We start from the raw sequence: 26,921 nt of genomic DNA, 5'->3' as shown, positions 1-26,921 counted from the left end.
CCATCCTGCACGCGTGTGCTAAAGCAGAAATGCTTACGCGACCTGCTTGCTCATCAACGCGATATAGTTCTGCGCGACTCTGGAGATATGAAACCGATTGTTGAAACACTGCTTTGCCGAACATTGCATCGCAACCTTCTCGTCGTCCGGCAGCATTGCCCATTGCGTCAGAAGGCGGGTGATACCCTCTCGCGTGTCGTCGTCCACGAACCCGGCTCCGTCGGCAACAACCTCTTGCCAGATTCCGACCTTGTCGGTCAAGAGCACCGGCACGCCGCACGCTAGTGCTTCGGCCACCACCACGCCGAAGTTTTCCTGATGCGAGGGCAAAACCATGACGTCGGCAGCGCGCAGCAGCGACCACTTGTGCGCCCCCGTTACCATGCCAGGCCAGCTAACACGATCCGCGATGCCGAGCCGCACGGCCTCGCGACGCAATCTCGCCCCGAGTCCATGATCATCGGGGCCTGCGACGACGAGGCGATAGTCGGTGCTCAAGTTCTGGAGATCGTGAAACGACTGGATTAGCAAGTCGCAGCCCTTCTTCTCGTGAATTCGCCCGAGAAAAAGGATAATCTTGCCCGGCGTCGCTAGCGAATGCCGCTGCGCAACGTCCAACGTTTCCGTCGAAGGTGGCGGTGCCGTGCCAATCATCATCATCAGCTCTTTCGCCCTGTACAGCGGAAACGCCAAGCGCGCCAGTTCGCGCTCACTGTCGGTGGTGAAGAGAACCCCCTTCGCATTGCTGATGACATGACGCTCCACAAATATCCAATAGACTAGCTTCTTGGCATGTTTCAACGGGCGGCCGATGTTGAACCACGGATCGAGCATGCCGTGCGGCATCACGAAATATGGGATCTTTTTCGGAAGAAGCGAGAGAACGGCCGCCGCGCTGTGGAACTGCCATATGCCGTCTACGATAATTGCATCGTACCGGTTTGCATGCTGTGTCAGCCACCTAACAAGCCTGAAGTTGAGCGCGTATTTGCCAGCGTGGTGGCCTAGCCTCACAACCAGATCGAAAGCATTGTCGTCCGATTTGTCAGCATCAATAGATGAGTCAAGACAGACAATGTCGGTAGTGTGTCCGAAAAGCCGGAGCTCCGTCGCGAGCCGTTTGAGCGCCTCAGCAGGACCACCATACCTTCGCTCGATTGACGAGATAATGTGAAGGGTTTTCAACGCGGGATCTCCGGCTGACACTGACATTCATCATAACGCGCATGCGCGGTTCAACTCTTCAATTCTTCGCTTAACGTAGGGCGATCGACTTGCGTTCTCGCCGCCCTCATCTTCTCCCTGACTTTTAGAACGATGAAGTACTCATAGACCGACTGCAGCGTCGCATACACCAAGCCCGGGTGTCCGTCGAGGAAGCCTCGACGAACCAAGTAAAGTAAAACGAACTTGATCACCGGCCGGCATGGAAGTTGGTAGAACAGGCGCTTTTGATGATAGCGGCGAGTCTGGAAATCGGCCGCAAACAGCGCCTTGGAAAGGCTGAACTTGTTGCCGTTCGCCTTATTGCGAAGGAACTGATCTGCTTCCAGCGAACTGTAGGCGTTATGCCGTGAAAGCCAGTGCGATAGCCCCTTGCTGAAAGGGAAGTGATCGAGATAGCCGTCGAGCCGGCCAGTCTTGCCATCCACCACGGTGACGGGATTGACGAGCCGTTCATAGTGGATATGCTGGGGCCTGAAAAGCCGAACGAAGTACGGTGAAGCCTGCACGTGCCTGAGCCACCTGTCATTGAAGAAGTCGCGGCGTCTAATCTGAAACGCCACCGCATCGCCGGCGTTCGAGACCGCCTTTTCAATCTCCGGCACGAGCAATGGGGGAACGCGCTCGTCGGCATCCAGATACAGCACCCATTCGTGCTTGAATGGGATGTTTTTCAATCCCCAGTTCTGGTGAGTGGACCAGTCGTCGAATGGTCTGGAGATCACGTTCGCGCATACCGAGCGAGCGTACGCGACGGTCCCGTCTGTGCTGAGCGAATCAAATACGTGGATGTCGTCGGACCACCCGATGACGGTCTCAAGACAACCAGGCAAATCCTGTTCTTCATTCTTCGTCAGCACTAGTACAGACACTTTGCTCATTGGGCTCTCCGTGCTTGACTCTAAGAGAAATCTTCCTTGCTGGCATGCCGGCATACACAGTCCACTCATCCAGCAGACTCCGCGTTACCACTGATCGCGCGCCTACAACCGCTCCCGGCGCGATATGAATGCCAGGGCAAACGAAGACTTCAGAGCACACCCACGCGTCCGATCCCACAATAATCGGCTTTGCAGTTAGCTGAAACGTCGGATGGTTGTAGTCGTGACTTCCTGTACAGAGCTGCGCGTCCTGCGATATCGTGCAACGCTCACCTAACGTGATGCGTTCTATGGAATACAAGTTCACGCCATTGGCAACGCCTGTAAAGTCGCCGATCGAAAGATTCCATGGCGCCCAGATGCGCACACGCGGATAGACGTGAACACCTGCGCCTATAGTGGCCCCGAATAGTCGCAGAATCCAGCGACGCCACGCATGAAAGACACGCGGCGTCGGCACGAAGAAAACGATATAGACGACGCCCCAAAGAACCCTCAGAAATCTGTTCGACAACGAAAATGAAGGTCCCTGTCTCGAATTCACGCCTTTCAGGATTATGCTCGGACGAACGCCTTGCCGGTTGATTGCATCTTTAGGCATAGACTCCTCTCTCAACGGACCATCGTAGCGTCCACACGGCTCAATACCCGCGGTTGGCGGAAAGCATCAAGCTTTTGGCGGGGTGCTGCCGGCAGCGTGCTGATTGACACATCGCATCCCCAGCAGCAGGAGCATCATGGTCGGATTCGCCCCACCTCCCGTCGGCAAGACTGACGTGGCAAGTAGCTGGACATTCGCGACACCGAAGAGGTTGAGGTTTTTGTCCACCACGCCATCGGCGGGGCAAGCACCCATGCGAGTCGAACCTGTCGGATGGAAGATGCCTTCTGCGTTATCGATGTTGGCCCAGATTTGCTGTGGCTCGATCGATTTCCATACGCCAAGCGAGGCGAATTTGCTCGTTCTCCAAGTTCTTCTAAATAGTTCTGATGTCTCGATTAAGTTTTCTTTGTCTTCCTTGGACAACCTCCAGTTGATTTCAGCGAGTGGCAAGCCAAAGCGGTCGCAGCACGTATCGCTAAGAGTGATACGATTGTTGGGAGATGGAAGCTGCTCAACCACCGCATGGACAATCAGGCGCGAGTGGGCGGGAAACAGTAGACGTTTGTTCACGAGCCTCCACCACATGGCGCGCGCAAGCCAAGGGGTATCCGCAATCAAATCGAAGATTACTCGTGGCGGCGGTGACTTACGACGCTGTACATTCCGGAATATCTCCCGTAGCACATCAAAGCCACCGGGTTTCTCAACCTCGAACCCGATGTGGCAGAAACCTGGCGGCAGATGCCGCCGCGCCTCCGCTTGTGGCGCTAGCTCGAAACGAATATTGCGCATTGAACCGGCGGCGCCGAATCGAAAGCCGACGATCTTATTTAGCAAAGCGCTTTCGGAGGCGACGATTTCCGCTACTTCTGCGGAAATATGATCCGTGAAGTTTTGGCCGAGCGCAGACGTAAGGGCGGAGACGGCTCCATTGTTCTGACGGTCGATTAGCAATGCCAGACGGGTTGTTTCGATCGCGCCAGCGGCGACGATGAGCTTCCTCCCCGAGATAGCTAGCCTGTCACCATTTTGCGATACCGCTTCCAGTCGGACGCCTTCAGTCTGAGTTTTGATTTTGACGACATGGGCATTCAACCATACCTGAAGGTTGGCTGCCGCAGCGACGTCAGCGTCCAACAACGCCGCTACATTGCGCTTCCGGAATTCTGGCCACTTGGCGAGACGATTGACATGGGTCCCACCGAGTTCGAACGGAAAGGAGACGTCGAAATACGGGCCCGGTTCCAGGGAGAATAGCCGCTCGACGTCACCGATGAAAGGGGTTAGTTCATCGAGTGAGATCGGCCAGTTGGCATTGCAGAGATCAGAGTTTTGGAAGGGAATGAGGGCCCCGCCCCATCGCATCGAGGTACCGCCCAGGCATCGGAAACGTCCGTGCGAGGCGCCCTTGTAGAACATCCCCTGCTGGACGACTTCATTGAGCGGATGCGTGTCCTCTTCCTGGCGCAATCCGCCGGTTTCCAGGCAGATGACGGTTGCGCCTGTCTTCCGCGCCAGTAGTACGCTGATCGGTAGGCCGACGGTTCCCGCGCCGATGACTATGAAATCGGCTGCCCGCGAAATTGCGCCCTGCCCGCCCAGGTCATTGAGCATCGGCCGTTTCCTCCACGAGCCGGGCATATTGCTGCAGCCTGGCCAACTGCTTCGTGCTCACGATGATTGCGCCATCGGTATTGCGAAGTAGTGCCCGACGCAGAACCTCTGTCACTGACAGCGGCGACCCCTCCTTGCGGGACGCGGAGACATAACCATAAGTGATCTGGAAGGGCTTGCGGTAGCAGGTCAGTACGTCGGCCTCGCGACCGGTGAGACTGTCGTGGACCTGAATGAAGCGGGTCAGTTCGGAGCCGGCAGCGAGGAACGGTTCGACCTTATCCGTAGTTAGCGCGAGGCCGAAAGTACGGACCGTTCCGTCGCGTAGGAGACTCTCGAGCCATTTCAACCATTCATCAGTATTGAGCAGGGAAAGTTCAGGCTCGTGCAGCGCGTAGATGTCGATAGAGTCACGCTTCAGACGACGCAAACTGCCCTCGAGTGTTTTCTTCGCTCGGGCAACTGAGAAATCCACCGTTGGACCCGAGATGGTCTTTATAAAGCGCCCTGTCGCCTTGCGAACAAAAACAGCGGCTCCGCTTTGCTCCTCGCCGCCGGGCGAATAGATACCGACTTTGGTGGTGACAGTGACCTCCGGTCGTGCTTTGAGAACGTGGCCAAGATCGCGCTCGGCCAAGCCAAAGCCATAGTAGGGGGCCGTGTCGAAATGGGTGAACCCGGCGTCCACCGCTGAGAATAATAGTCGTCGTCTTGCTTTTTCGGAGCCACTGTTGAAAAGACTGGCGGTGCCGAATATGAATCTCGAAAGTACGATGGGAGTCCCGGTCAACTGAACGCTTTGCACGATTAGCTCCCGCTGAATGCTGGTCAAGCCCGCGCCTTGAATTGAATGACGAGAATGTTCTACCCACGATCAGCGTTACCGCGGCAATAAGACGTCAGTCCCTTAGTAAGGTCTGTGCGTAGTCCGCCAGATTAACCGTGTCAGTATCCATGGCATGGTTGTACGAGCTCTCCGTCAAAGCCGCTGTATACCGAGCACTATGGGTTAGCACAGCGTGTTCACGCGATTGCATGTAGCGAACTTGAATCTCGTCGACGTGAAAGGAATATAAGCGCCGCGCCCTGATGTCCCCGGTCAAGACGGAAATTGGCAAGAAGTTGTCGGCTTTCGCCCACCGCGAGTGGCAAGAGACCGGCATCAGGCCTCCTGCGCCCACACGACTTGCGATCATATGTCCTGGCTGGCGAAGCCCATCTAGGCGAGGCACGACAAGCATTTGTCCGACCGGGCAATTTGATATCTGCGATCTTCGAATCAAAAGGCGAACGCGCAGCTTTGACACAACGCGAATACGAATGCGACTGCGAGCAAGCCACGGAACGATAGCCTCCGTCAGAGTCCGAACGCATGGGTCGCACGTTCCCGTGCCCAACGCAGACTTGATCTTCTTTTTCCCAAGATGTGGATTACTCAATGAAAGTGCTGATAATCTCGCTCAACTATGCCCCAGAGGTGACAGGGGTGGGAAAGTACTCCGCGGAGCTTGCGGAGTGGCTCGCATTACAGGGGCACACGATACGCGTGATAACCGCGTCTCCATACTATCCTGAGTGGCGCATCAAGGCTGGCTATAACGCGTTGACGTACTCGACTGAGCAAATCAACAACGTTTCCGTCATACGCGTTCCCTTCTGGTGCCCCAAGCGCCCGTCGGGTCTGAAACGCGTGCTACATCTGATGAGCTTCGCGGTCTTCGCGAGTCCGGCCGCTCTGTGGCAGATCGCGTGGCGTCCGCACGCCGTGTGGCTCGTAGAGCCACCTTTGTTCGCGTCTCCCGTCGCGTTGTTCGCCGCCCGCGTCGCCAGCGCCTCATGTTGGCTTCATGTACAGGACTACGAAGTCGACGCAGCGTTTCGACTGGGCATACTGAAAGGCCATGTCGCAAGAAAGCTCGCTTTGCGCGTGGAAAGATGGTTGATGTCACGCGCCGACGTCGTCTCGACACCCTCCGCAGCGATGACACGGCTCGCCGTGCAGAAGGGGGTCTCCTCGGAAAAAGCTTTCACCTTTCCCAACTGGGTCGATACTCAACACGCGCATCCAAACAGCACGGACAACCCCTATCGCGCGCAGCTCACCATCGGCCACGGAGCGCTGGTCGTCCTCTACTCAGGCAATCTCGGACTTAAGCAAGGTCTGGAAATCATTGTCGACGCTGCAAAGCTTCTCACGTGGCGCGCGGACATCATGTTCCTGATCTGTGGCGCTGGACCAGCAAAAGATGTCCTGCTCGAAAAGGCCCGTGACGTACCGAACGTCAAGTTTCTCGGGCTGCAACCTAAAGAGCGGTTCAATGAATTGCTATCGGCTGCGGACATACACGTCCTTCCGCAGCTTGCGGGCGCCGCGGATCTCGTCATGCCTTCGAAGCTTGGCCCAATGCTGTCGAGCAGCCGACCGGTAATTGCGACTGCGAATGAAGGTACCGAGTTATGGAGCGTCATCAACTCGGTCGGTGTCGCAGTCGAGCCCGGCTCTTTCACGGCATTGTCACACGCCATCCTTCGTCTCGCCGACGACCCGTCGCTTCGTGAGCGCCTTGGCACCCTCGGACGGCAATACGCCGCATCCAATTTCTCGAAAGAAACGATTCTCCTCCAGTTTGAGGCACGGCTTCGCAGCTCAGTCCTCGGTAAACGAGACCTCGGAGACCGCGCGACGACGTAGGCCCACTTAACAGTCTTCGGATCCGGTGCTAGCGCAAATGAGCGAGATCCAGCTTGCTTCGTGGACCTCACAAGGTATCCTAAGGAGGCAGGGATGAATTCAGAAGGGCTTAGTGCTGACCTTCCCGTAGACTGGACGGATGAGGAGTCGGAGTTCTTTATGCGTGCAGTGGAGGCGATCGCACTGGCCTACAAAGAACAGACCATCACGCTTGAAGAGGCCGGAGACCGGATTTGTATGGTTGCGGTCACGAGACTCGGTGAAGCAATGGGCATGGATGATTCAATCAGATGTATTAGCCGGGACTAGATCTGAAGCGGCTTCGCCTTGCAGCGCTTTTCGTCCACCTTGACGTCAACACCAGGACTTTTGCAGACCTTCCCTACTAATTCACCAGGGTATGCGGCCAGTTGAACGCGCCGTAGTTTCATTAAGTCAAAACTTAGCCCTGTCCGGCCGATAAAGGTTGAAAGTAATTGGTGGGATTTTTTTTCACGCGGTAAGTTATGGCGTGTAACGATATTTACGTGGCACGACTGCTTATTATCTCGCCAGTTTACCTTCAAAGTTTACTATATGAAGAATGCGCTTGAACCAGGAATACCGATATATGGGAACCTCGCTGATTCTCATTGCTTGTTATTACTATTTTCTTTCTGATTACCGGGTTGCTGCCCATATTGCAGTGACGCCTCCGCTATTTTGAGGCGGACACCTTGCATCTCGACACTGAGGCAAGGCCGCTGCATTTTCCGCTGACAGTCGTTTTTATCGCGCGCCGCGACCTGGATGCCGGGCTTGCACCACCGCCCTTCGGCAACGTATTTTTCTCGCCTGAAACCTTGTCGATTAAAACGGCGAGAATAAATCTGAAAACGCGAGAATCGAAGTCCGACGACACATGGAAATCCTGTCTTCTTTCCGTGTGACGAATAGAAACCTGCCGAACTGGAGGCCGCATGACGCCAATCTTATCTGACGCGCTAGCACCGCTTGATTGTCCGAGACAGGACATTCGGTCTGTTCAGTGTTCGACAATCGTGAAGCACGTGGCGATTATTTTGTATGACGGATTTTCGTTGCTGGACGCCGGCACGCTCGCCGAAGCTCTGCATATCGCTAATGAATTACAATCGCAAAGTTCGAATCATTCCGTGACATATCGCGTGAACCTCATCTCGGCTGGCGGTGGAGCGGTTGCGTGCTCGTCATCGATGATGGTTTGGACAGAGCATTTTTCCACGCGCGATTTCGATCGTCTCGACAACCTCTTCGTTCCCAGCGGAAGTGGTGTCGCGCACGCCTCCGTCGACGACAACCTAATTGATCTGTTGCGACTGGTTTGTGCAAGAGGCGTCCGTGTCACCGCGATCGGGAATGGGCACATGGTTTTGTCGGCTGCCGGCGTGGCGCGGCGCGATTGGCCTTCGATGAAGCATGATATCCGTCTCCGATCGTTATCCGCGAGCGCTGCGGAGCATGATCGCGATCAGGCTTTGGTGACCTCGCTCGCACTGCTCAAGATGGATCTGGGAGCGGAGTTGGCCGCGCGCGTGGCGGACCGTCTCGGCTCGGATGGCGGGCGTACATTGGCCCCCGCGTTCGAAGAGATGGATGCAAGGACGCTCGCCGAGAAAGCACGTGCGTCGGCGCGTTGGATCGTCCAGAACTGCGCGAAGCCCATATCGGTGGGCGATGCGGCGCGCACGTCTTCGATGAGTGAGCGCAATTTCCTGCGTCTGTTCAAACGGGAGCTCGGTGTTACGCCTTCAAAGTACCTTCTTGGTGCGCGGCTCGATCTTACGTGCAAGCTGCTCGCCAACAGCGATCTTCCGGTGGACAAGATCGCTCGTAGAACCGGTCTTAGCAACGGAGAGAGACTGTCGAAGCTTTTCCGTAAAGAGCTCTCGATGTCGCCTACTGAGTTCCGGACGCAGAGTCGACGAAAGAGTTGACGTACGAACAGCAATCCAGATGCGCAAGTGGGGAGTCACGTCAAGCGCCGCGCTTACTTATGCCGTGAAGGCTTACCTTGCCACCCGAACCGGTCTGCTTCGGCACCGACGCCCGTCCTTTAGCCGTAACTTCCCCGTACTCGGTTAGCCGTCCGCGCAAGCCGTTGATTTGCATGGTCCGGAACTTCACAAGTTGCTCGCGCATGCGATGCAGCGCCAGCATTGCCTGCTGCATTCGATGCCTATCGCCCCATCCGCAGTAGTGTTTTCACCAATATCGTTAAGTTCCGATATATGATTCGTTCTGTAGCGATGCATGTCGCGCACGCCATGCGGCGTGCCGGTTGCCGAATCACCTGAAAACCATCCACATGACGCCCGATTTCGACGCGATCCACAAAGCGCTGGCCAACCCGGTCCGCCGGGAGATTCTCGGCTGGCTGCGCGAGCCGCACGCGCATTTTGCCGATCAGGAGTTGCCGCTCGACCACGGCGTGTGCGCGGGCAAGATCGACTCGCGCTGTGGCCTGTCGCAGTCCACCGTGTCGGCGCACCTGGCCGCGTTGCAGCGCGCGGGGCTCGTCACGTCGAAACGGGTTGGTCAATGGGTGTTTTTCAAACGCAACGAGCCCGTCATTCAGGCGTTCCTCGAATACATGAACGCGAAGCTCTGAGCGCCGCATTCGCATCGCCGCGCTTCCTTTTTCACGCAGTTTTTTGAGGCTCGGGCCTTGCCCGCCGCCAAAGGTGAACTCTTATGCCGACTCTTTTCGATCCGCTGCAAATTGGCGATATCACGCTGCCGAACCGCATCATCATGGCGCCGCTCACGCGTCAGCGCGCCGAGGAAATCCGCGTGCCGAACGCGTTGATGGCGCGCTACTACGCCGAGCGCGCGAGCGCCGGTCTGATCCTCAGCGAAGCGACGTCGGTCACGCCGCAAGGCGTCGGCTACGCCGAAACGCCGGGCATCTGGTCGCAGGAGCAGGTCGAAGGCTGGAAGCTCGTCACGCAGGCCGTGCACGACGCAGGCGGCAAGATCTTCCTGCAGCTCTGGCACGTCGGCCGTATTTCGGATCCGCTGTTCCTGAACGGCGAGCTGCCGGTCGCGCCGAGCGCGATCGCGGCGGGTGGTCACGTGAGCCTCGTGCGTCCCGAGCGTCCGTTCGTGACGCCGCGCGCGCTCGAGCTCGATGAAATCGCCGGTGTCGTCGAAGCGTTCCGCAAGGGCGCGGAAAACGCCAGGGCCGCGGGCTTCGATGGCGTCGAAGTGCACGGCGCGAACGGCTATCTGCTCGACCAGTTCCTGCAGGACAGCACCAACAAGCGTACCGATGCCTACGGCGGCCCGATCGAAAACCGCGCGCGTCTGCTGCTCGAAGTCACCGACGCGTGCATCAGCGTGTGGGGCGCAAACCGCGTCGGCGTGCATCTCGCGCCGCGCCGCGACGCGCACACGATGGGCGATTCCGATCCGGCCGCAACGTTCGGCTATGTCGCGCGCGAACTCGGCAAGCGCAAGATCGCGTTTATCGCGGCACGTGAAGCGCTCGGCCACGACCGCCTCGGCCCGCAGTTGAAGGAAGCGTTCGGCGGCCCGTATATCGCGAACGAGAAGTTCACCAGGGAAAGCGCGCAGCAGGTGCTCGACTCCGGTGAAGCGGATGCGGTGGCCTGGGGTCAGCTGTTCATCGCGAATCCGGATCTGGTGCGCCGCTTCGCTGAAGATGCGCCGCTGAACAAGCCGGTCCCGGCGACGTACTATGCGCGCGGCGAAGTCGGCTACACCGATTATCCGGCGCTCGAAACGGTGTAATCGGTAGCGACAGCGGGCTCATGTCCGCTGTATGAAATGACAAAGCGGCGGGCGTGACTGAATTCCAGTCACGCCCGCCGCTTTTTGTGCGCTAGACAAGCTCGCGCCGCATAAACACCCGTTTCGATTCATCGAGTCCGCGCGCGATATGTGCGTCGCGCCGCGCGAGCAACGCCGCGTCGAGCTCCGACGTGTCGAGATCGCGAAACCCGAGCCGCCGGTAATACGGCGCATTCCACGGCACGTCGCGATACGTCGACAGCACCAGCTGTGTCAATTGTCGCGCGCGCGCGATTCGCGCGACCTCTTCGATCAATGCGGCGCCGATGCGCCTGCCCGCGTGCGAGCTCAGCACATCGAGTTCCTGAACGTAGATGCGCGTCGGCTGCGGCTCGAACATCACGAAGCCCGCGCAGATCGTCTGCTGGTCGAGCGCGACGATGATCTCGCGCGCCTCGATCTTGCGCTCGACGACCTCGCGCGCCATAGGCGGCGCGTCGGCAATCCCGGTCATGCCGACGCTGACGAAACGCTGGCCCGCTTCGAATTCGATGGCACGAATCGTTTCGGCTTCGTGCAAAGAGGCAAAACGGAAAGTGATGGCGGAATCGTGCGACATGGCGTTGCGTCCGATGAAGACCGCCCGAGTTTGACATCGGCACCGCCACATCGACAAGCGGCATATGGCATAAACTCGCGCAAGCGCCCTGCACGCACGCTCGCGGGACTACACTCATCACATCCGAACGCCACCCGAGGCCACGCCAAGATGAACCTGATGAATGTGCTGCAGATCGCGCTGCACCTCGACCAGCACCTGAGCGCGCTGATCGTGCAGTTCGGCACGGCAATCTACGCACTGCTGTTTGTCGTCGTGTTCGTCGAATACGGTTTTCTGCCGCTGTTCTTTCTGCCCGGCGATCCGCTGATCTTCATCTGCGGCGCGCTCGCGGCCACCGGCGCATTGAACGTGTGGATCATCGCGCCCGTGCTGTTCGTCGCGACGGTGGCCGGCAGCAGCGTCGGGTACGCGATCGGCCATGCGGTCGGCGACAAGGTCTATACCCGCAACTACTACTGGCTCAATCGCGATGCGCTGCGCCGCGCCCACGTGTTCAGCGAGACGCGCGGCCGCCTGACCTTCCTGCTGTCGCCGTTCATCGCCGTGGTGCGCACGTTCGCGCCGTTCGCCGCGGGGGTGTCGCGCATGACGTTCTCACGCTTCGTCGCGTTCGTCACCGCGGGCGCGGCGCTGTGGGTGGTCTCGCTGATCGCGGGCGGCTATCTGTTCGGCAACGTGCCGGTGGTGCGCGAGCATCTGAGTTCGCTGGTGTTGCTGGGCCTCGCGCTCGGCGGTGCGATGCTCGTCGGCGGAGCGGTATGGCGCTTTTTCAACCGGCGCATGCGGGCGCGCTGAGGCCATCGTGGCGACGTTTCGGCGTACGGCCTCCCGCCACCTCAAAACTTGACCCGGGCGAGATACGAAGGTAGCCTTATCAGGAAACCTTCACATCATGTCATCGCACGAGTTCACCGCATGACCCAATCCCCTCCCGCAGTTACGCCGGAAGAACTTCATACGCTCGCCGAAGATCTGCGCGTGCTGGCGGGCAAGCTGCGCCGGCGTCTGCGCGAAGAGTCGCATGTCGGCGACTTCACGCCGTCGCAGGTGCAGGTGCTGAACTTGCTGGAACGCGAAGGCCCGGCCACCGTCACCTCGCTCGCGCGTGCGCACGGCATGCGGCCGCAGTCGATGGGAGAAACGCTCGCGGTACTGAAAGCCGCGGGGCTCGTCAGCGGCACGCCCGATCCTAACGATGGACGGCAGACGGTTCTGTCGCTGACACCCTCCTTTCGCAAGAAGGTCAAGGCAAGCCGCGCGGCACGCGAAGACTGGCTGTACCGCACGATTCAAACGCGTTTCACGGCAGCCGAACAGCAACAACTCGCGACGGGCGTCGACTTGCTGAAACGTCTCGTCGATTTGTAACTCGCGATTCGCGCACACGCGTCTCGCCACTCGCAGGAGCACTTCATGGCACTCACGACTCTCGACGCCAAAACCGCACTGGTCGTCGTCGACCTGCAGCGCGGCATCGTCGCGCTGCCCACCGCCCCCCATCCGGCCCGCGAAATCGTCGAACGCTCGGTTACGCTGCTCGACGCGTTCCGCCGCCACGGCCTGCCCGTCGTGCTCGTGAACGTCACCGCCGGCGCACCGGGCCGCACCGACCAGGGTCGCCACTCCGCCGACTTCCCGCCCGGCTTCGCCGACCTTCTGCCCGAACTGAAGCAGCAGCCGTCGGACCATCTGGTCACGAAGCGCACGTGGGGCGCCTTCACGAACACGGACCTGGCCGCGTATCTGCAACAGCAAGGCGTCACGCAAGTGGTGCTCGTCGGTGTCGCGACCAGCATCGGCGTCGAATCGACCGCGCGCTTCGCGAGCGAGGCGGGCCTGAACGTCACGCTCGTCGTCGACGCGATGACCGATCTGAACGCCGACGCGCACGCCAACAGCATCACGCGCATCTTCCCGCGCCTCGGCGAAACCGGCACGACGCGGGAAGTGCTCGATCTGCTCGAACGTTCGCGCGCTGAAAGCCTGAATTGAAGCGGTCCGCTACCCGCATGCGGCCCACCCCGCGTTGAGGAAACCCCTGCCGTGAGCACCACGTTCCGTTCGCTGCGCATATTCAACTATCGTGTCTGGGCGAGCGGCGCGATCGTCTCGAACATCGGCACATGGATGCAGCGCACGGCGCAGGACTGGCTCGTGCTCACCGAGCTTACGCATCACAACGCGACGGCGGTGGGCATCGTGATGTCGCTGCAGTTCGGGCCGCAGATGCTGTTGCTGCCGCTCACCGGCTACGCGGCCGATCACTTCGACCGCCGCAAGCTGCTGTTCGCGACCCAGGCGGCAATGGGTACGCTGGCGCTCGCGCTCGGTCTGCTCACGGTCACGAGGCTCGTGCAGCTATGGCAGGTCTACGTATTCGCGGGCCTGCTCGGCTGCGTGACCGCGTTCGATTCCCCCGCACGCCAAACCTTCGTATCCGACCTCGTCGGCGAACGCGATCTCGCGAATGCCGTCGCGCTGAACTCCACGTCGTTCAACGCCGCGCGCATGCTCGGGCCAGCGGTCGCGGGTCTGTTGATCGCGTCGGTGGGCAGTGGCTGGGTGTTTCTGATCAACGCGCTTTCGTTCGTCGCCGTGCTCGGTGCACTGCGCATGCTGCGGCTGGACCAGTTACATATCAAGCCGCGCAATGTGCGCTCGCGCGGCAGCTTCGTCGAAGGCTTCAAATATGTCTGGACACGCCCCGATCTGAAGGCGGCGCTCCTGATGCTGTTCCTGATCGGCACCTTCGGCCTGAACTTCCCGATCTTCATCTCGACGATGTCCGTCACCGAGTTCCGTGCGGGCGCGGGCGAGTACGGCGTGCTCAGCTCGACGATGGCGATTGGCTCGGTCACCGGCGCTCTGCTCGCCGCGCGCCGCGCGCGGCCCACCATGGGGCTGCTGCTCGGCGCCGGCGCGATGTTCGGCGTCGGCTGCACGGCGGCTGCGCTGATGCCGGACTACGTGCTGTTCGGCATCGTGCTGATCGCGATCGGCGTGTCGACGCAGACCTTCACCACCTCGACCAATAGCCTCGTGCAACTGACCACCGAACCGGCCATGCGCGGCCGCGTGATCGCGATCCTGCTCGCGATCGCGCTCGGCGGCACACCGCTCGGCGCGCCGGTGGTCGGCTGGGTCGCCGACCGTTTCGGGCCGCGCTGGGCGCTCGGCGTCGGCGCTGCATCGGGCTTCGGCGCCGCGCTCGTCGGACTTGTCTATCTGATGCGATACCGGCAACTGCGTTTCTATCGCGAAGGCTGGCGCCTGCGTTACAGCATCGAAGATCCGCGGCCCGTCACGGCCACCACGGTCATTCCCGACTCCGTAACGACGGTTCAGCGTAGCGAGCTGGACGAGGCGGAAGAGGATACGGCTTCGAGCGTGTAAAAGCGCAAGCGTGTGAGCACCGGATCCGGGCAGGCGCAGCTCAGAGTCCGCCCACGCCGCGCGTCACCAGTGCACACGGTCCGCGCGTCAGCTGCTCCCCGAGAAACTCGATGCACACCTGAATCCGCGCCGACGACGACAAGCGCTCGGCCGTCACCGCCCACACTCCCGTATCCCTCCTTCGCCCACTGCACGACGATGTCGCTCAGATTCGACGCGACCGTGCCCGTCACCTTCACGCTCCTTTCGCCATGCGGCCCGCTCAGGCGCCAGACCCCGAAGCGGTCGTCGCCGCCGCGAAACAGTGGGGCAAGGGGCAGTCGTTCGAAGCCGGTTTGAATGCAATGCCCGGCGCACTCAGGCCGTGGTTAACCCGGAGTGCGCCGCGGCAGCTCGTGACACACGTCGATCCATCCCGTCGTGCCGCACCGGGGCAACGAGACCAGGAAAATCCTGGCTTGCGCGGCGCCCGTTTAAAGGCGCCAATGATTCAGCCGTAGAAGCTGACAAAAACATTTCCCATTCAGGAGGCGTCATGCAAACGAACGCATCGGCAAGCAGCGGGCATAGCTCGCAGGCGCGCAAGGCTACCGCCAGCGGCTGGATCGGCTCGGCACTCGAGTACTACGATTTCTTCATCTATGCGCAGGCCGCCGCCCTGATCTTTCCTCAGTTGTTCTTCCCTTCCGGTAATCCCAAGATCGCGATCGTCGCATCGCTCGCAACCTACGGCGTCGGCTACGTCGCGCGGCCGATCGGCGCGGTCGTGCTCGGGCACTGGGGCGATACACACGGGCGCAAGAACGTACTGCTCGTCTGCATGTTCCTGATGGGTCTGTCGACGATGGCGGTCGGTCTGCTGCCGACCTATCAGCACGTCGGCTTTCTCGCGCCGGTGCTGCTCGTCGTGCTGCGACTGATCCAGGGTTTCGCGGTCGCTGGTGAAATCTCGGGCGCCAGTTCGATGATCCTCGAACACGCGCCATTTGGGCGACGCGGCTTTTACGCGAGCTTCACGCTGCAAGGCGTGCAGGCCGGCCAGATTCTGGCCGCCGCGATCTTCCTGCCGCTCGCCTATTTCATGAACGACGCCTCGTTCAATGCGTGGGGCTGGCGCATTCCGTTCCTGCTCAGCGCGGTCGTGCTGATCGCCGGGTACATCATCCGCCGCGAAGTCGAGGAAACGCCCGCGTTCGAGAAGGAGGACGCGAGCGGCGGCGTGCCGCGCTCGCCGATCGTCGAAGCATTCAAGTACAACTGGGGCGACATGCTGCGCGTCGTGCTGTGCTCGCTGATGAATGTGATCCCGGTCGTCGCGACGATCTTCGGCGCGGCGTACGCGGTGCAGCCGTCGTACGGCATCGGCTTTTCGAAGAGCCTGTATCTGTGGATTCCGGTGATCGGCAACATCGTCGCGGTGCTGGTGATTCCGTACGTGGGCAATCTGTCCGACCGGATCGGGCGGCGTCTGCCGATCATCGTCGGCGCGCTCGGCGCAGGGCTGCTTTCTTTCGCGTATCTGTACGCGATCAGCATCCACAACGTGCCGCTTGCGATGGTGGTGTCGATCCTGATGTGGGGCGTCATCTATCAAGGCTACAACGCGATCTTCCCGAGCTTCTACCCGGAACTGTTCCCGACCCGTTCGCGCGTCTCCGCGATGGCGATCGGCCAGAACATCGGCACGACGATTACCGCGCTGCTGCCGGCGCTATTCGCCTACGTCGCGCCGCCGGGATCGCACAACGTGCCGCTGACGATCGGCGCAATCACGTTCGCCATCACGATCGTCTGCGCGATCGCCGCATGGAGCGCGCGTGAGAACTTCCGTGTGCGGCTTGGCGACCTCGGCGAAAAGAACGTCGTGCCGCTCGACAAGCTCAGCTACGACGCAATGCGCGCGCAGAGCATGGCCGACGCGAAAAAGGCCGCTGCTTGAGCCCGCTTGCCCTTTAACGCGTCTTGATCAGGACTTTCAGGGAACCCGCTCATGAACCGCACCCGGATCGCCGTCGGCGGCGCGGGCACGTTCGGCTCGCTCGCGGTACCGACGATGCGCCTGAAGACCTACGCCAAAGCCGCGGACCGGGCGAAGCGTTCGGGCATCAGTCGGTGTTTGCGGAGATCGTCAAAGGACAGATTTGCGGCTTCGGCGTGGACAGCTATATGCTCGGGCTGCGCGGCGGTATCGGCGGCGGGCTAGCCACGGAAATACGCCGCGCGGCGCTGGCCTCGCACGGCTAGCGCCATGTTTCGGTCAACTCGTTGGCCAGCACCATCTTCTGGCGCACCGCCTCGACGAAGGCCGCGTCGATGCCCGCCTGCGCCTTCAGGAATTTAAGCGCGGCGGAATGCACGGCGCGCAACGCGCCGCCGTCGATGCCCGTCATACGCGCCGCGCCGCGGCGCGTTTCCTCGATCAGATCGCGCGCGCTCGTGAAGTCGGGCGACAAGCCGCATTGTGCGTCGAACGCGGCGCGCAGACCGGCCGCGTAGTCGCTCGACTCGCCGAGCCGCTCCATATCGATCAGCAAATCGACGCCCTCGCCCATGCGCAGCGCGCAGAGGATCCACAACGCAATGAACGCGCGATACGCGTTGTCGCTTTCCACCGTGCGCGCGAATTGCTCGCAGGCGACGGCATACGCGTCATCGGGCATCGACGGTAGCGGCGGCAGGCGTACGCCGCACACGCCGATCGCTTCGCGCACCAGCGGGTCCATCGGATTCAGACCGAGCACGCGAAACGGCGCGGCGACAAAGAACGCATTGCTCCACTGCTGCCGCAGCATCCAACCCGATGCGAACTGCGATGCGGGATTGCGCAGCACGCCCACGTGCAGCGCCTCGGCAAACGCGCGCTTCAGCCACGGCAGACGACCGCCCGTGCGGCAAAACTTGAAGACGGGTACGCGGCCCTGCTCGATCGTGTGCTCGCTCAGCGCACGCAGATAGGCCTGCAGTGACGGGAATGTCGCATCGGGATCGCGCGTAAAGCGATCGATGCTGAAGCGCCGCTCGTAACCCGCCACGCCGCGCGCATCTTCGCGCAGAAACGGGCGGTATTCGTCGAAGTAGGGTGCGGCGAGCGGCGGGTGCCCCGAGGTCAAGGTCGGCCGCGAGGCGGGCACATCGGCGGGTTTGAGATCGGCGAGCACATTGCTGAGCGGCTCGTAAAAACCGGCCGCGCGCTCGTGTTCGCGCAGCCGCGACCACACCCACGTGCCCGCACTGCGCCAGCCCGTGTGCAGAAAAACCGCCTGTTTCAGCGGAGTATTGGGCGCGGCGTCGTACGCGGACGACTCATGAGGCAACGGCATGGGACTTCTCTTCCAATGGTTGGATCAATAGACTGGAAGCGCCACTTTACCCTGTGATCGATCCGGACGCATTATGCTGCGAGATTCCCCGCTCCCGCCATTGCACCCACCTCGCACCCATGAACGATTCGGCCGATATCCGCTTCCTGCTCACGCTGCGCGCGAGCGGCAGCCTGATCGCCGCCGCGCGCCGACTCGCGCTGTCGCCGTCGGCGGTCACGCAGCGCCTGCAGCAACTCGAAAAGAAGCTCGGCATGCAGCTCGTGAACCGCAGCGCGCGCCGCCTGCAATTCACCGAAGAAGGCCTGCTGCTGTGCGAGCGCGGCGCCGAACTGATCGAGCAGTTCGACGCGTTGTTCGACGATCTGCAAACGCGCCGCGGCGGCCTCGTCGGCACGCTGAAGATCAATGCGCCGCTCGGTTTCGGACGACGCCATCTGGCGCCGCTGATCGGCGAGTTCCAGCAGCAGAACCCCGACATCGACGTCGCGCTGACGCTGTCCGACCGGCCCTTGACCGAAACGCTCGATCGCTTCGATATCGTCGTGCATATCGGCGAGCTGCCGCCGTCGAACCTGGTCGGCTATACGATCGCGCCGAACGCGCGCTTCGTCTGTGCGGCGCCCGCGCTCGTCAGGCGAATCGGCCAGCCCGAATCGCCGGATGCGTTGAGCCGGCTGCCGTGCATCGTGCTGCGCGAAAACAATGAGGACGTGTCACTGTGGCAGTTCAGCAAGGGCCGCACGCGCCGCGGCGTGCGCGTGTCCGCGCATCTGAGTTGCAACGACGGTGACGTGATCCGCCAATGGGCCTGCGAGGGACGCGGCGTGATTCTGCGCTCCGAATGGGACGTCGCCGAGGATCTTGCGAAGGGCAAACTCGTGCGTCTGCTGCCGGGCTGGAAAGCGCCGGACGCGAACGTGATCGCGCTCACGCATCAGCGGGCGGGACTGCCCGCGCGCACGCGCCATTTCATGCAGTATCTGCAAGGCCGCTTCAGGCCGTTGCCACCGTGGCGGCGGTGATTCAGTCCATCTGAATCTAACAGTCAACCTATCTGAACGCTGACGTACTATCGAAAACCTATAATTGAGTCATCCTCAACAGCCGGCCCCATGCAATCATGACTGCCGCCGCCCATTCCACCGACACCCCCGCCTACCCCGACGCGGTCCTGTTCGACCTGCTAACCGCCCTGCTCGACTCGTGGACCTCATGGAACCGTGCGGCAGGCTCCGACGAAGCGGGCCGCGCATGGCGTGCCGCCTATCTGCGTCTGACATACGGCTGCGGCCGCTACGTTCCCTACGAACAACTGGTGCGCGAGGCCGCCACGCAAGTCGGTTTGTCCGAATCGGCCGCGAACGCGCTCGAGGCGAACTGGCTGAACCTGACGCCGTGGCCCGGCGCGCTCGGTGCGTTGCGCGCGCTCGCGCCGCACTGCAAGCTCGCGGTCGTCACCAATTGCTCGACGCGGCTCGGCTCGCAGGCGGCCGCGCTCTTGCCCGTGCGCTGGGACGCGATCGTGACCGCCGAGGAAGCCGGCGTCTACAAGCCGGACCCGCAACCGTACCGCCTCGCGCTCGACAAGCTCGGCGTCGAGCCGCGCCGCGCCGCGTTCGTCGCCGGCTCGAGCTACGACATGTTCGGCACCGCGGCCGTCGGTTTGCGGACTTACTGGCACAACCACGTCGCCCTGCCGCTCGTCACGGGAGCGCAGGCGCCCGAGGTCGAAGCGGCCTCGCTCGATGGGCTGGTGCCGTGGCTCGCAGGCTTTGGCCGCGATCGTCGTCACTGAATCTCCAACCTCACCTCGCTCCTCAGGTGCAAACATGAAACTCGAACAGATCGAAACCCCGGCCGCGCTGATCGACGTCGCGCGGATGCAGAAGAACATCGCGCGGATGCAGGGGCGGATGAATGCGCTCGGCGTCGCGTTCCGGCCGCACGTGAAGACCACCAAGTGCATCGACGTCATGCGCGCGCAGATCGCCGCCGGCGCGCGCGGCATCACGGTGTCGACGCTGAAGGAAGCGGAAGCGTTCTTCGCGGCCGGCGTCGACGACATCCTGTACGCCGTCAGCATGGTTCCGTCGAAGCTGCCGCGCGCGCTCGCGCTGCGCCGCCAGGGCTGCGAACTGAAGCTCGTGGTCGACAATCCGACCGCCGCCACGGCGATCGCCGCGTTCGGCGACCAGCACGGCGAAACGTTCGAGGTCTGGATCGAGGTCGATACGGACGGACATCGCTCGGGCATCCAGCCCGAACAGCAGACGCTGCTCGACGTCGGGCGGATTCTGCACGAGAACGGCGTGAAGGTCGGCGGCGTGATGACCCATGCGGGTTCGAGCTACGAGTTGAATACGCCTGAGGCGCTCGCCGCGCTCGCGGAGCAGGAGCGCGCGGGCTGCGTGCGCGCCGCCGAACGGTTGCGCGAGGCGGGCATCGCGTGTCCGGCCGTCAGCGTCGGTTCGACGCCGACCGCGCTCGCCGCGCGGCATCTCGAAGGCGTCACCGAGGTGCGGGCCGGCGTCTACGTGCTGTTCGATCTGGTCATGCACAACGTGGGCGTTTGCACGCTCGACGACATCGCGCTTAGCGTACTCACGACCGTGATCGGTCATCAGGAAGACAAAGGCTGGGCGATTCTCGACGCGGGCTGGATGGCGTTAAGCCGTGACCGCGGTACGTCGCGGCAGTCGCACGATTTCGGCTATGGGCAGCCGTGTTTGCTCAATGGCACGTTGCTGCCGGACTATGTCGTGAGCGGCGCCAATCAGGAGCATGGGATTCTTGCGGCGGTTGCGGCCGATGCGCGAGCCGATGCACGGACCGACGACATCGCGCAGCGCTTTCCGATCGGTATGAAACTGCGCATTCTGCCGAACCACGCTTGTGCGACCGGCGCGCAGTTCCCCGAGTATCACGCGGTTGCGCCGGACGGCAGCAGCGTCGAATGGCAGCGATTTTACGGCTGGTAAGTCAGCGCGTCACTCATCCTCTTCCGACAACCCCGCCAACAGATCGTCGACCGCGCGATACACGCGCTCGACGATCTCCGGTCCCACCTTGCGCTCGAGCTCGCGATAGTGCGCCTCGAGATCCTTCGAAATCACGCGCACCAGGTCGACGCTCGTATCGGTCAGCGACACGAGCACGCGCCGCTGATCCTCCGCGAAACGTTCTTTCGTCACGAGTTCCATGCTCTCCATGCGCGCGAGCACGCCGGCCATGCTCGGGCTCGAAATCGTGCAGATGTCGGAGATGTGGCGCGGCTCCATCGGGCCGTGCTCGTTGAGCGCGCGAATCACTCGCCATTGCTGCTCGGTGAGTCCATGCGCGGTGATCAACGGACGAAAACGCTCCATCATTTTTTCGCGGGCGCGTAACAACAGCATCGGCAAATTGCGGTGCAAAACTCGGGTGGACGCAGCGGACATGGCGGCAAGGAATCAGAAAAAAACAGCTGTCGAAGCTTACGGGAAAACCCGCGATCAACCGGCAGCCTATTGACCGTCGATGATATCAAGCGGGATACTACTAACATCTTAGTGTTTTCGCCAAACTTTCGCCACGAGGCTGCGCATTTATGTTTGCCCTTGCCGATCATCTGCTGCATCCCGAAGGCGACGCGCTGTCTCGCGACGTGGACGCGCACACCGCGGCCGCGTTGCTGGCACGCGGCGTTGCGTGTCGCGCGCCGCTCAGCGGCGTCGTGTACGGCGCCCTGCTGAACGATCGCGCCGCCTTGAACGCGCTGGGCGACGCAGTGCATGCGGCACCGTACAAGGCACCGCCGAAAGCGCCGATTCTGTATCTGAAGCCGCGCAACACGCTGGCCGGGCATCGGGCGCGCGTGGTCGTGCCGGATAACACGCTCGGCGTCGAGGTCGGCGCGTCACTCGGCATCGTGATCGGCCGTACCGCGACGCGCGTCGGCGTCGAGCGCGCGGCGGACTACATCGCCGGCTATACGCTGGTCGGCGATCTGAGCGTGCCGCATACCAACGTGTATCGCCCGAACGTGCGACTGCGCGCATGCGACGGCTTCTGCGTGATCGGACCGGCGCTCGTCGCCGCGCGCCACGTCGCCGCGCCGGATCGGCTCGACATCGCCGTCTCGCTGAACCGCGCCGAACCGTTCACGGCAAGCACCGCAACCTCGGTGCGCAACGTCGCGCAATTGCTCGCCGACGTCACCGATTTCATGACGCTGAACGCGGGCGACGTGCTCACGCTCGGCGTCCGGCACGGCTCGCCGGTCGCGCACGTCGGCGATACGGCCACGCTGTCGATCGGCACGCTGCCGCCCTTGACCATATCGTTCATCGGCATGGATCAACGAAACGGAGAACTGTCATGATGCGCGGTCGCGTCGCCTATGCGGGAGCGATTCACGAAGCGTATCCGCACGAGCAGGGTGTGCGCCTAGCCGACGGCCGCGTGCGTCGCGAGGACGAAGTGGTCTGGCTTGCGCCGATCGAAGTCGGCACGATCTTCGCGCTCGGTCTGAACTACGCCGAGCACGCGAAGGAATTGCAGTTCAGCAAACAGGAAGAACCGCTGGTGTTTCTGAAGGGGCCCGGCACGGTGCTCGGCCATCGCGGCGTCACGCGTCGCCCCGCCGACGTCACGTTCATGCACTACGAGTGCGAGCTCGCGGTCGTGATCGGGCGAACCGCGCAAAACGTCGCGCGTGAAGACGCCATGCAGCACGTGGCGGGCTACATGATCGCGAACGACTACGCGATTCGCGACTACCTCGAAAACTACTATCGCCCGAATTTGCGCGTGAAGAATCGCGACGGCGGCACGGTGCTCGGCCCCTGGTTCGTCGACGCCGCCGACATCGCCGACGTCACGCAGCTCGAGCTGCGCACGTTCGTCAACGGCACGCGTCAGCAATGCGGCAATACGCGCGATCTCGTCACGGGCATCCGCGCACTGATCGAATACCTGAGCGGCTTCATGACGCTCGCGCCCGGCGACGTGATCCTGACCGGCACGCCCGAAGGCATCGTCAACGTCAACACGGGCGACGAAGTCGTCTGCGAAATCGACGGCCTCGGCCGGCTCGTCAACACGATCGCCTCGGACGCGGACTTCGGCCGCGCCTGATCGACAGCAAAAACCCACCGAACAGCGAAAGGACAAGGCAATGCCGATCGACCATCTGATCAACGGCGAGGCGTGCACCTCGAGCGACTATTTCGAAACCGTCAATCCGGCCACCCAGGAAGTGCTCGCCGAGGTCGCACGCGGCGGCGCGAAGGAGATCGATGCGGCCGTGCAAGCGGCCAAAGGCGCCTTCCCCGCCTGGGCCGCGAAACCCGCCGCGGAACGCGCGAAGCTGATTCGCAACCTCGGCGAGCTGATCACGAAGCACGTGCCGGAAATATCGGAGACCGAAACGAAGGACACCGGCCAGACGATCTCGCAGACCCGCAAGCAACTGGTGCCGCGCGCGGCCGACAACTTCAGCTATTTCGCCGAGATGTGCACGCGCGTCGACGGCCACACGTACCCGACCGACTCGCATCTGAACTACACGCTGTTTCATCCGGTCGGCGTGTGCGCGCTAATCTCGCCGTGGAACGTGCCGTTCATGACGGCCACCTGGAAGGTGGCGCCCTGCCTCGCGTTCGGCAACACCGCTGTGCTGAAGATGAGCGAGCTGTCGCCGCTGAGCGCCTCGATGCTCGGCAAGCTCGCGCTCGAAGCGGGCATCCCGGCGGGCGTGCTGAACGTCGTGCACGGCTATGGCAAGGAAGCGGGCGAGCCACTCGTTGCGCACCGCGACGTGCGCGCGGTGTCGTTCACCGGGTCGACCGCGACCGGCAATCGCATCGTGCAGACCGCGGGCCTGAAGAAGTTCTCGATGGAGCTTGGCGGCAAGTCGCCGTTCGTGATCTTCGACGACGCCGACTTCGAACGCGCGCTCGACGCCGCGGTGTTCATGATCTTCTCGAACAATGGCGAGCGCTGCACCGCGGGCTCGCGCATTCTCGTGCCGCGCTCCATTTACGCGCGGTTTGCCGAGCGCTTCGTCGAGCGCGCGAAGCGTCTGACGGTGGGCGATCCGCTCGCGGACAGCACGATCGTCGGCCCTATGATCAGCCAGGGGCATCTCGCGAAAGTGCGCAGTTATATCGAGCTCGGCCCGAAGCAAGGTGCCACGCTTGCGTGCGGCGGGCTCGATACGCCCGAGTTGCCCGACGCCTTGCGTCACGGCAATTTCGTCACGCCGACCGTGTTCGTCGACGTCGACAACCGTATGCGCATCGCGCAGGAAGAGATCTTCGGACCGGTCGCGTGCCTGATTCCGTTCGACGATGAAGCCGAGGCGATCCGTCTCGCCAACGATATTTCGTATGGTCTGTCGAGCTATATCTGGACCGAGAACACGGGCCGCGCGTTGCGCGTGGCGGCCGCCGTCGAAGCCGGCATGTGCTTCGTGAACAGCCAGAACGTGCGCGATCTGCGCCAGCCGTTCGGCGGCACGAAGGCGTCGGGTGTCGGCCGTGAAGGCGGGACGTGGAGCTACGAAGTGTTCCTCGAACCGAAGAACGTCTGCGTGTCGCTCGGCTCGCATCATATTCCGCGCTGGGGCGTTTAATCGCGACGTCAAACGAAATTGCTAAAGCATGGGACCGGAGTAAGAGCTGACGCTCTAACTCCGCTCGACACGGGAGACCGCGATGGGCAAACTCGCGTTGGCAGCAAAAGTTACACATGTGCCGTCGTTGTATTTATCCGAACTCGACGGTCCGCACAAGGGTTGCCGTCAGGCCGCGATCGACGGACACCATGAAATCGGCCGACGCTGCCGCGAACTTGGCGTCGATACGATCGTCGTGTTCGACGTGCACTGGCTAGTGAATAGCGAATACCACATCAATTGCGCGCCGAAGTTCGAAGGCGTGTACACGAGCAACGAGCTGCCGCATTTCATCAGGAACATGCCGTACGCGTATCCGGGCAATGTCGGGCTCGGTCAGCTGATCGCGGACATCGCCAACGAAATGGGCGTGAAAAGCCGCGCGCACAGCGAGACCACGCTCGAGCTCGAATACGGCACGCTGGTGCCGATGCGCTATATGAACGGCGATCAGCACTTCAAGGCGGTGTCGGTGGCGGGCTGGTGCATGTGGCACGACCTCGCGACCAGCGCGCGTTTCGGCCTCGCGGTACGTAAGGCCATCGAAGAACGCTACGACGGTACCGTGGCCATTCTCGCGAGCGGCTCGCTGTCGCATCACTTCGCGAACAACGGCACCGCCGAGCAGTTCATGCACAAAGTGTGGAGCCCGTTCCTCGAACAGATGGATCGCAGCGTGGTGCGCATGTGGGAAGCCGGCGACTGGAAGACCTTCTGCGACATGCTGCCGCTCTACAACGAGAAATGTTGGGGCGAAGGCGGCATGCACGATACCGCGATGCTGCTCGGTGCGCTCGGCTGGGATCGTTACGACGGCAAGGTCGAAGTCGTCACGCCTTATTTCGGCAGTTCGGGCACCGGCCAGATCAACGCGATCTTCCCGGTCACGCCGCTACCCGTCTGACACTCGCGAAGGAATCGCCATGCCTCACTTGACACTCGAATACAGCGCCAACCTCGCGGACGCGCAACGCCTCGGCGAACTATGCAAAGACCTCGCGCAGTGCCTCGACGCGCAGCGCGATAACGGCGAGCGCGTCTATCCGCTCGGCGGCATCCGCGTGCGCGCGCTGCGCTGCGACCAGTACTGCATCGCCGATGGGCGGCCCGACGCCGCGTTCCTGCACGCGAATCTGAAGATCGGCGCGGGCCGCCCGGAGGCCGTCAAGAAGGCGACCGGCGACGCGCTGTTCGCGCTGATCAAGCAGCGCTTCGCCACTGAGTTCGAACGGCAGGGGCTCGCGTTGTCGCTCGAAATCAACGAGTTCAGCGAAGCGGGCACCTGGAAGCACAACAATCTGCACGCGCGGTTCAAGGGCTGACATCATCATGCTAGACGAACAAACCATTCGCGACCTCGCCGCGCAACTCGATCACGCGGAAAAGACCCGCACGCAGCTGCGCCATTTTTCCGCGCAGTATCCAGAGATGACCGTACAGGACGGCTACGCGATACAACGCGAATGGGTCAAGCTGAAACTCGCCGAAGGCCACGTAATCAAGGGCAGGAAGATCGGCCTGACGTCACGCGCGATGCAGCGCTCGTCGCAGATCGACGAACCGGACTATGCGCCTCTGCTCGACAGCATGTTCATCGAAAGCGGCCAGGACATTCGCGTGGATCGCTTCATCGCGCCGCGCGTCGAAGTGGAACTCGCGTTCGTGCTGAACAAACCGCTGAAGGGCCCCGGCGTCACACTGTTCGCTGTGCTCGACGCGACCGCGTACGTGAGCCCGGCCGTCGAAATCATCGACGCGCGCATCGAGCAGTTCGATCGCGAAACACGCGCGCCGCGCAAGGTCCATGACACGATCTCCGACTTCGCCGCGAACGCGGGCGTCGTGCTCGGCGGCCGGCCGGTGCGTCCGCTCGACGTCGACCTGCGCTGGGTCGGCGCGCTGCTGTACAAGAACGGCGCGGTCGAGGAAAGCGGGCTCGCGGCGGCGGTGCTCAACCATCCGGCCACCGGCGTCGCGTGGCTCGCCAACAAAATTGCTCCGCATGACGAATCGTTGAATGCGGGCGACGTGATCCTGAGCGGCTCGTTCACGAGCCCGGTTCCCGCCCGCGCGGGCGACACGTTCCACATCGACTATGGCCCGCTCGGCGGCATTGGTTTGAATTTCATCTGAACGCATCAA

Annotated in this window: 28 protein-coding genes and 3 pseudogenes; 21 read left to right on the top strand and 10 right to left on the bottom strand. The window is 61.9% G+C overall.

Annotated elements, in window-relative coordinates; translation table 11 throughout:
• Positions 1–33 precede the first annotated feature (33 nt).
• From OKW38_RS36045 to OKW38_RS36025, 5 genes are all read right to left on the bottom strand, one after another.
• Positions 34–1,185 (bottom strand): glycosyltransferase, encoded by a 1,152-nt coding sequence (locus OKW38_RS36045; RefSeq protein WP_429365272.1) that lies wholly within the window; start codon positions 1,183–1,185, stop codon positions 34–36.
• Between the two features lie 50 nt (positions 1,186–1,235).
• Complete coding sequence (locus OKW38_RS36040) at positions 1,236–2,105, bottom strand: glycosyltransferase family 2 protein (RefSeq protein ID WP_090806289.1); 870 nt, start codon at positions 2,103–2,105, stop codon at positions 1,236–1,238.
• A complete protein-coding gene (locus OKW38_RS36035; protein ID WP_429365271.1) occupies positions 2,068–2,706 on the bottom strand; it encodes a putative colanic acid biosynthesis acetyltransferase in 639 nt (212 codons plus the stop codon). Before OKW38_RS36035 ends, OKW38_RS36040 begins: the two co-directional genes overlap by 38 nt.
• Positions 2,707–2,772: 66 nt before the next feature.
• Positions 2,773–4,323, bottom strand: coding sequence for a GMC oxidoreductase (locus OKW38_RS36030; RefSeq protein ID WP_429365270.1), 1,551 nt, complete (start codon positions 4,321–4,323; stop codon positions 2,773–2,775).
• On the bottom strand, positions 4,313–5,155 hold the full coding sequence (locus tag OKW38_RS36025; RefSeq protein WP_429365269.1) for an aldo/keto reductase: 843 nt from the start codon (positions 5,153–5,155) through the stop codon (positions 4,313–4,315). The genes OKW38_RS36030 and OKW38_RS36025 overlap by 11 nt, the downstream gene beginning before the upstream one ends.
• A 606-nt stretch (positions 5,156–5,761) precedes the next feature.
• Between OKW38_RS36025 and OKW38_RS36020 the strand changes: the two genes are divergently transcribed.
• The 4 genes from OKW38_RS36020 to OKW38_RS36005 all read left to right on the top strand — a co-directional run bounded on the left by OKW38_RS36020 (position 5,762) and on the right by OKW38_RS36005 (position 8,970).
• Positions 5,762–7,015, top strand: a complete 1,254-nt coding sequence (locus OKW38_RS36020) for a glycosyltransferase WbuB (protein ID WP_090806297.1) — start codon at positions 5,762–5,764, stop codon at positions 7,013–7,015.
• Between the two features lie 93 nt (positions 7,016–7,108).
• On the top strand, positions 7,109–7,324 hold the full coding sequence (locus OKW38_RS36015; protein ID WP_429365268.1) for a hypothetical protein: 216 nt from the start codon (positions 7,109–7,111) through the stop codon (positions 7,322–7,324).
• A gap of 407 nt (positions 7,325–7,731) precedes the next feature.
• On the top strand, positions 7,732–7,944 hold the full coding sequence (locus OKW38_RS36010) for a hypothetical protein (RefSeq protein WP_143037197.1): 213 nt from the start codon (positions 7,732–7,734) through the stop codon (positions 7,942–7,944).
• 120 nt (positions 7,945–8,064) lie between these two features.
• On the top strand, positions 8,065–8,970 hold the full coding sequence (locus OKW38_RS36005; protein ID WP_429365267.1) for a GlxA family transcriptional regulator: 906 nt from the start codon (positions 8,065–8,067) through the stop codon (positions 8,968–8,970).
• A 94-nt stretch (positions 8,971–9,064) separates the two neighbouring features.
• Here the strand turns inward: OKW38_RS36005 and OKW38_RS36000 are convergent.
• Positions 9,065–9,202: pseudogene (locus tag OKW38_RS36000) on the bottom strand (IS110 family transposase); the annotation flags it as partial.
• A gap of 139 nt (positions 9,203–9,341) precedes the next feature.
• Here OKW38_RS36000 and OKW38_RS35995 point away from each other — a divergent pair.
• Together OKW38_RS35995 and OKW38_RS35990 are read left to right on the top strand one after the other, a co-directional pair.
• Complete coding sequence (locus OKW38_RS35995; protein WP_090806305.1) at positions 9,342–9,644, top strand: ArsR/SmtB family transcription factor; 303 nt, start codon at positions 9,342–9,344, stop codon at positions 9,642–9,644.
• A gap of 83 nt (positions 9,645–9,727) precedes the next feature.
• The gene (locus OKW38_RS35990) at positions 9,728–10,786 is read left to right on the top strand and encodes an alkene reductase (protein WP_429365266.1); all 1,059 of its coding nucleotides are present in this window, start codon (positions 9,728–9,730) and stop codon (positions 10,784–10,786) included.
• 91 nt (positions 10,787–10,877) lie between these two features.
• On the opposite strand, the gene OKW38_RS35985 is transcribed toward OKW38_RS35990, so the two are convergent.
• Positions 10,878–11,405, bottom strand: a complete 528-nt coding sequence (locus tag OKW38_RS35985; RefSeq protein ID WP_187613098.1) for a GNAT family N-acetyltransferase — start codon at positions 11,403–11,405, stop codon at positions 10,878–10,880.
• Positions 11,406–11,555: 150 nt separating this feature from the next.
• Between OKW38_RS35985 and OKW38_RS35980 the strand changes: the two genes are divergently transcribed.
• The 4 genes from OKW38_RS35980 to OKW38_RS35965 all read left to right on the top strand — a co-directional run bounded on the left by OKW38_RS35980 (position 11,556) and on the right by OKW38_RS35965 (position 14,801).
• Positions 11,556–12,203 (top strand): VTT domain-containing protein, encoded by a 648-nt coding sequence (locus tag OKW38_RS35980; protein WP_018424973.1) that lies wholly within the window; start codon positions 11,556–11,558, stop codon positions 12,201–12,203.
• 120 nt (positions 12,204–12,323) lie between these two features.
• Positions 12,324–12,776 (top strand): MarR family winged helix-turn-helix transcriptional regulator, encoded by a 453-nt coding sequence (locus OKW38_RS35975; protein ID WP_184065162.1) that lies wholly within the window; start codon positions 12,324–12,326, stop codon positions 12,774–12,776.
• A gap of 45 nt (positions 12,777–12,821) precedes the next feature.
• Positions 12,822–13,400: an isochorismatase family protein gene (locus tag OKW38_RS35970; protein WP_429365265.1), complete on the top strand. Its 579-nt coding sequence runs from the start codon at positions 12,822–12,824 to the stop codon at positions 13,398–13,400.
• A 51-nt stretch (positions 13,401–13,451) separates the two neighbouring features.
• A complete protein-coding gene (locus tag OKW38_RS35965) occupies positions 13,452–14,801 on the top strand; it encodes an MFS transporter (protein WP_429365264.1) in 1,350 nt (449 codons plus the stop codon).
• Positions 14,802–14,841: 40 nt separating this feature from the next.
• Here the strand turns inward: OKW38_RS35965 and OKW38_RS35960 are convergent.
• A pseudogene (locus OKW38_RS35960) lies at positions 14,842–15,106 on the bottom strand (LysR family transcriptional regulator); the annotation flags it as partial.
• 230 nt (positions 15,107–15,336) lie between these two features.
• Between OKW38_RS35960 and OKW38_RS35955 the strand changes: the two are divergent.
• Both OKW38_RS35955 and OKW38_RS35950 read left to right on the top strand, forming a co-directional pair.
• Positions 15,337–16,740 (top strand): MFS transporter, encoded by a 1,404-nt coding sequence (locus OKW38_RS35955; protein ID WP_090806323.1) that lies wholly within the window; start codon positions 15,337–15,339, stop codon positions 16,738–16,740.
• Between the two features lie 152 nt (positions 16,741–16,892).
• Positions 16,893–17,045, top strand: a pseudogene (locus OKW38_RS35950) (type II 3-dehydroquinate dehydratase); the annotation flags it as partial.
• Here OKW38_RS35950 and OKW38_RS35945 read toward each other — a convergent pair.
• Positions 17,042–18,121: a hypothetical protein gene (locus tag OKW38_RS35945; RefSeq protein WP_429365263.1), complete on the bottom strand. Its 1,080-nt coding sequence runs from the start codon at positions 18,119–18,121 to the stop codon at positions 17,042–17,044. The pseudogene OKW38_RS35950 and the gene OKW38_RS35945 overlap by 4 nt on opposite strands.
• Positions 18,122–18,240: 119 nt before the next feature.
• On the opposite strand from OKW38_RS35945, the gene OKW38_RS35940 reads away from it, so the two are divergent.
• The 3 genes from OKW38_RS35940 (at position 18,241) to OKW38_RS35930 (ending at position 21,102) form a co-directional block, all read left to right on the top strand.
• The gene (locus OKW38_RS35940) at positions 18,241–19,146 is read left to right on the top strand and encodes a LysR substrate-binding domain-containing protein (RefSeq protein WP_429365262.1); all 906 of its coding nucleotides are present in this window, start codon (positions 18,241–18,243) and stop codon (positions 19,144–19,146) included.
• A 98-nt stretch (positions 19,147–19,244) separates the two neighbouring features.
• Positions 19,245–19,919, top strand: coding sequence for an HAD-IA family hydrolase (locus OKW38_RS35935; protein ID WP_429365261.1), 675 nt, complete (start codon positions 19,245–19,247; stop codon positions 19,917–19,919).
• A 34-nt stretch (positions 19,920–19,953) separates the two neighbouring features.
• Positions 19,954–21,102: a DSD1 family PLP-dependent enzyme gene (locus OKW38_RS35930; RefSeq protein WP_429365260.1), complete on the top strand. Its 1,149-nt coding sequence runs from the start codon at positions 19,954–19,956 to the stop codon at positions 21,100–21,102.
• A 9-nt stretch (positions 21,103–21,111) separates the two neighbouring features.
• On the opposite strand, the gene hpaR is transcribed toward OKW38_RS35930, so the two are convergent.
• The gene (gene hpaR, locus OKW38_RS35925; RefSeq protein ID WP_090806334.1) at positions 21,112–21,519 is read right to left on the bottom strand and encodes a homoprotocatechuate degradation operon regulator HpaR; all 408 of its coding nucleotides are present in this window, start codon (positions 21,517–21,519) and stop codon (positions 21,112–21,114) included.
• A gap of 191 nt (positions 21,520–21,710) precedes the next feature.
• On the opposite strand from hpaR, the gene OKW38_RS35920 reads away from it, so the two are divergent.
• The 6 genes from OKW38_RS35920 to hpaH all read left to right on the top strand — a co-directional run bounded on the left by OKW38_RS35920 (position 21,711) and on the right by hpaH (position 26,912).
• Positions 21,711–22,484 carry a fumarylacetoacetate hydrolase family protein gene (locus OKW38_RS35920; RefSeq protein ID WP_429334091.1) on the top strand — a complete coding sequence of 258 codons (774 nt, stop codon included), beginning with the start codon at positions 21,711–21,713 and terminating at the stop codon, positions 22,482–22,484.
• The gene (locus OKW38_RS35915) at positions 22,481–23,239 is read left to right on the top strand and encodes a fumarylacetoacetate hydrolase family protein (protein ID WP_090806337.1); all 759 of its coding nucleotides are present in this window, start codon (positions 22,481–22,483) and stop codon (positions 23,237–23,239) included. The genes OKW38_RS35920 and OKW38_RS35915 overlap by 4 nt, the downstream gene beginning before the upstream one ends.
• A 40-nt stretch (positions 23,240–23,279) precedes the next feature.
• A complete protein-coding gene (gene hpaE / locus OKW38_RS35910; RefSeq protein ID WP_429365259.1) occupies positions 23,280–24,737 on the top strand; it encodes a 5-carboxymethyl-2-hydroxymuconate semialdehyde dehydrogenase in 1,458 nt (485 codons plus the stop codon).
• An 82-nt stretch (positions 24,738–24,819) separates the two neighbouring features.
• Positions 24,820–25,683, top strand: coding sequence for a 3,4-dihydroxyphenylacetate 2,3-dioxygenase (hpaD, locus tag OKW38_RS35905; protein WP_187613085.1), 864 nt, complete (start codon positions 24,820–24,822; stop codon positions 25,681–25,683).
• A gap of 19 nt (positions 25,684–25,702) precedes the next feature.
• Positions 25,703–26,101 (top strand): 5-carboxymethyl-2-hydroxymuconate Delta-isomerase, encoded by a 399-nt coding sequence (locus OKW38_RS35900; RefSeq protein ID WP_090806343.1) that lies wholly within the window; start codon positions 25,703–25,705, stop codon positions 26,099–26,101.
• Positions 26,102–26,108: 7 nt separating this feature from the next.
• On the top strand, positions 26,109–26,912 hold the full coding sequence (gene hpaH, locus OKW38_RS35895; RefSeq protein ID WP_429365258.1) for a 2-oxo-hept-4-ene-1,7-dioate hydratase: 804 nt from the start codon (positions 26,109–26,111) through the stop codon (positions 26,910–26,912).
• The last annotated feature ends 9 nt before the right edge of the window (positions 26,913–26,921 follow it).

The sequence above is a fragment of the Paraburkholderia sp. MM5496-R1 genome (assembly GCF_050436205.1).
Classification (GTDB): Bacteria; Pseudomonadota; Gammaproteobacteria; order Burkholderiales; family Burkholderiaceae; genus Paraburkholderia; species Paraburkholderia tuberum.
Note: the sequence above shows the minus strand (reverse complement) of the source record. Positions and strands in the feature narration are given on the sequence as shown.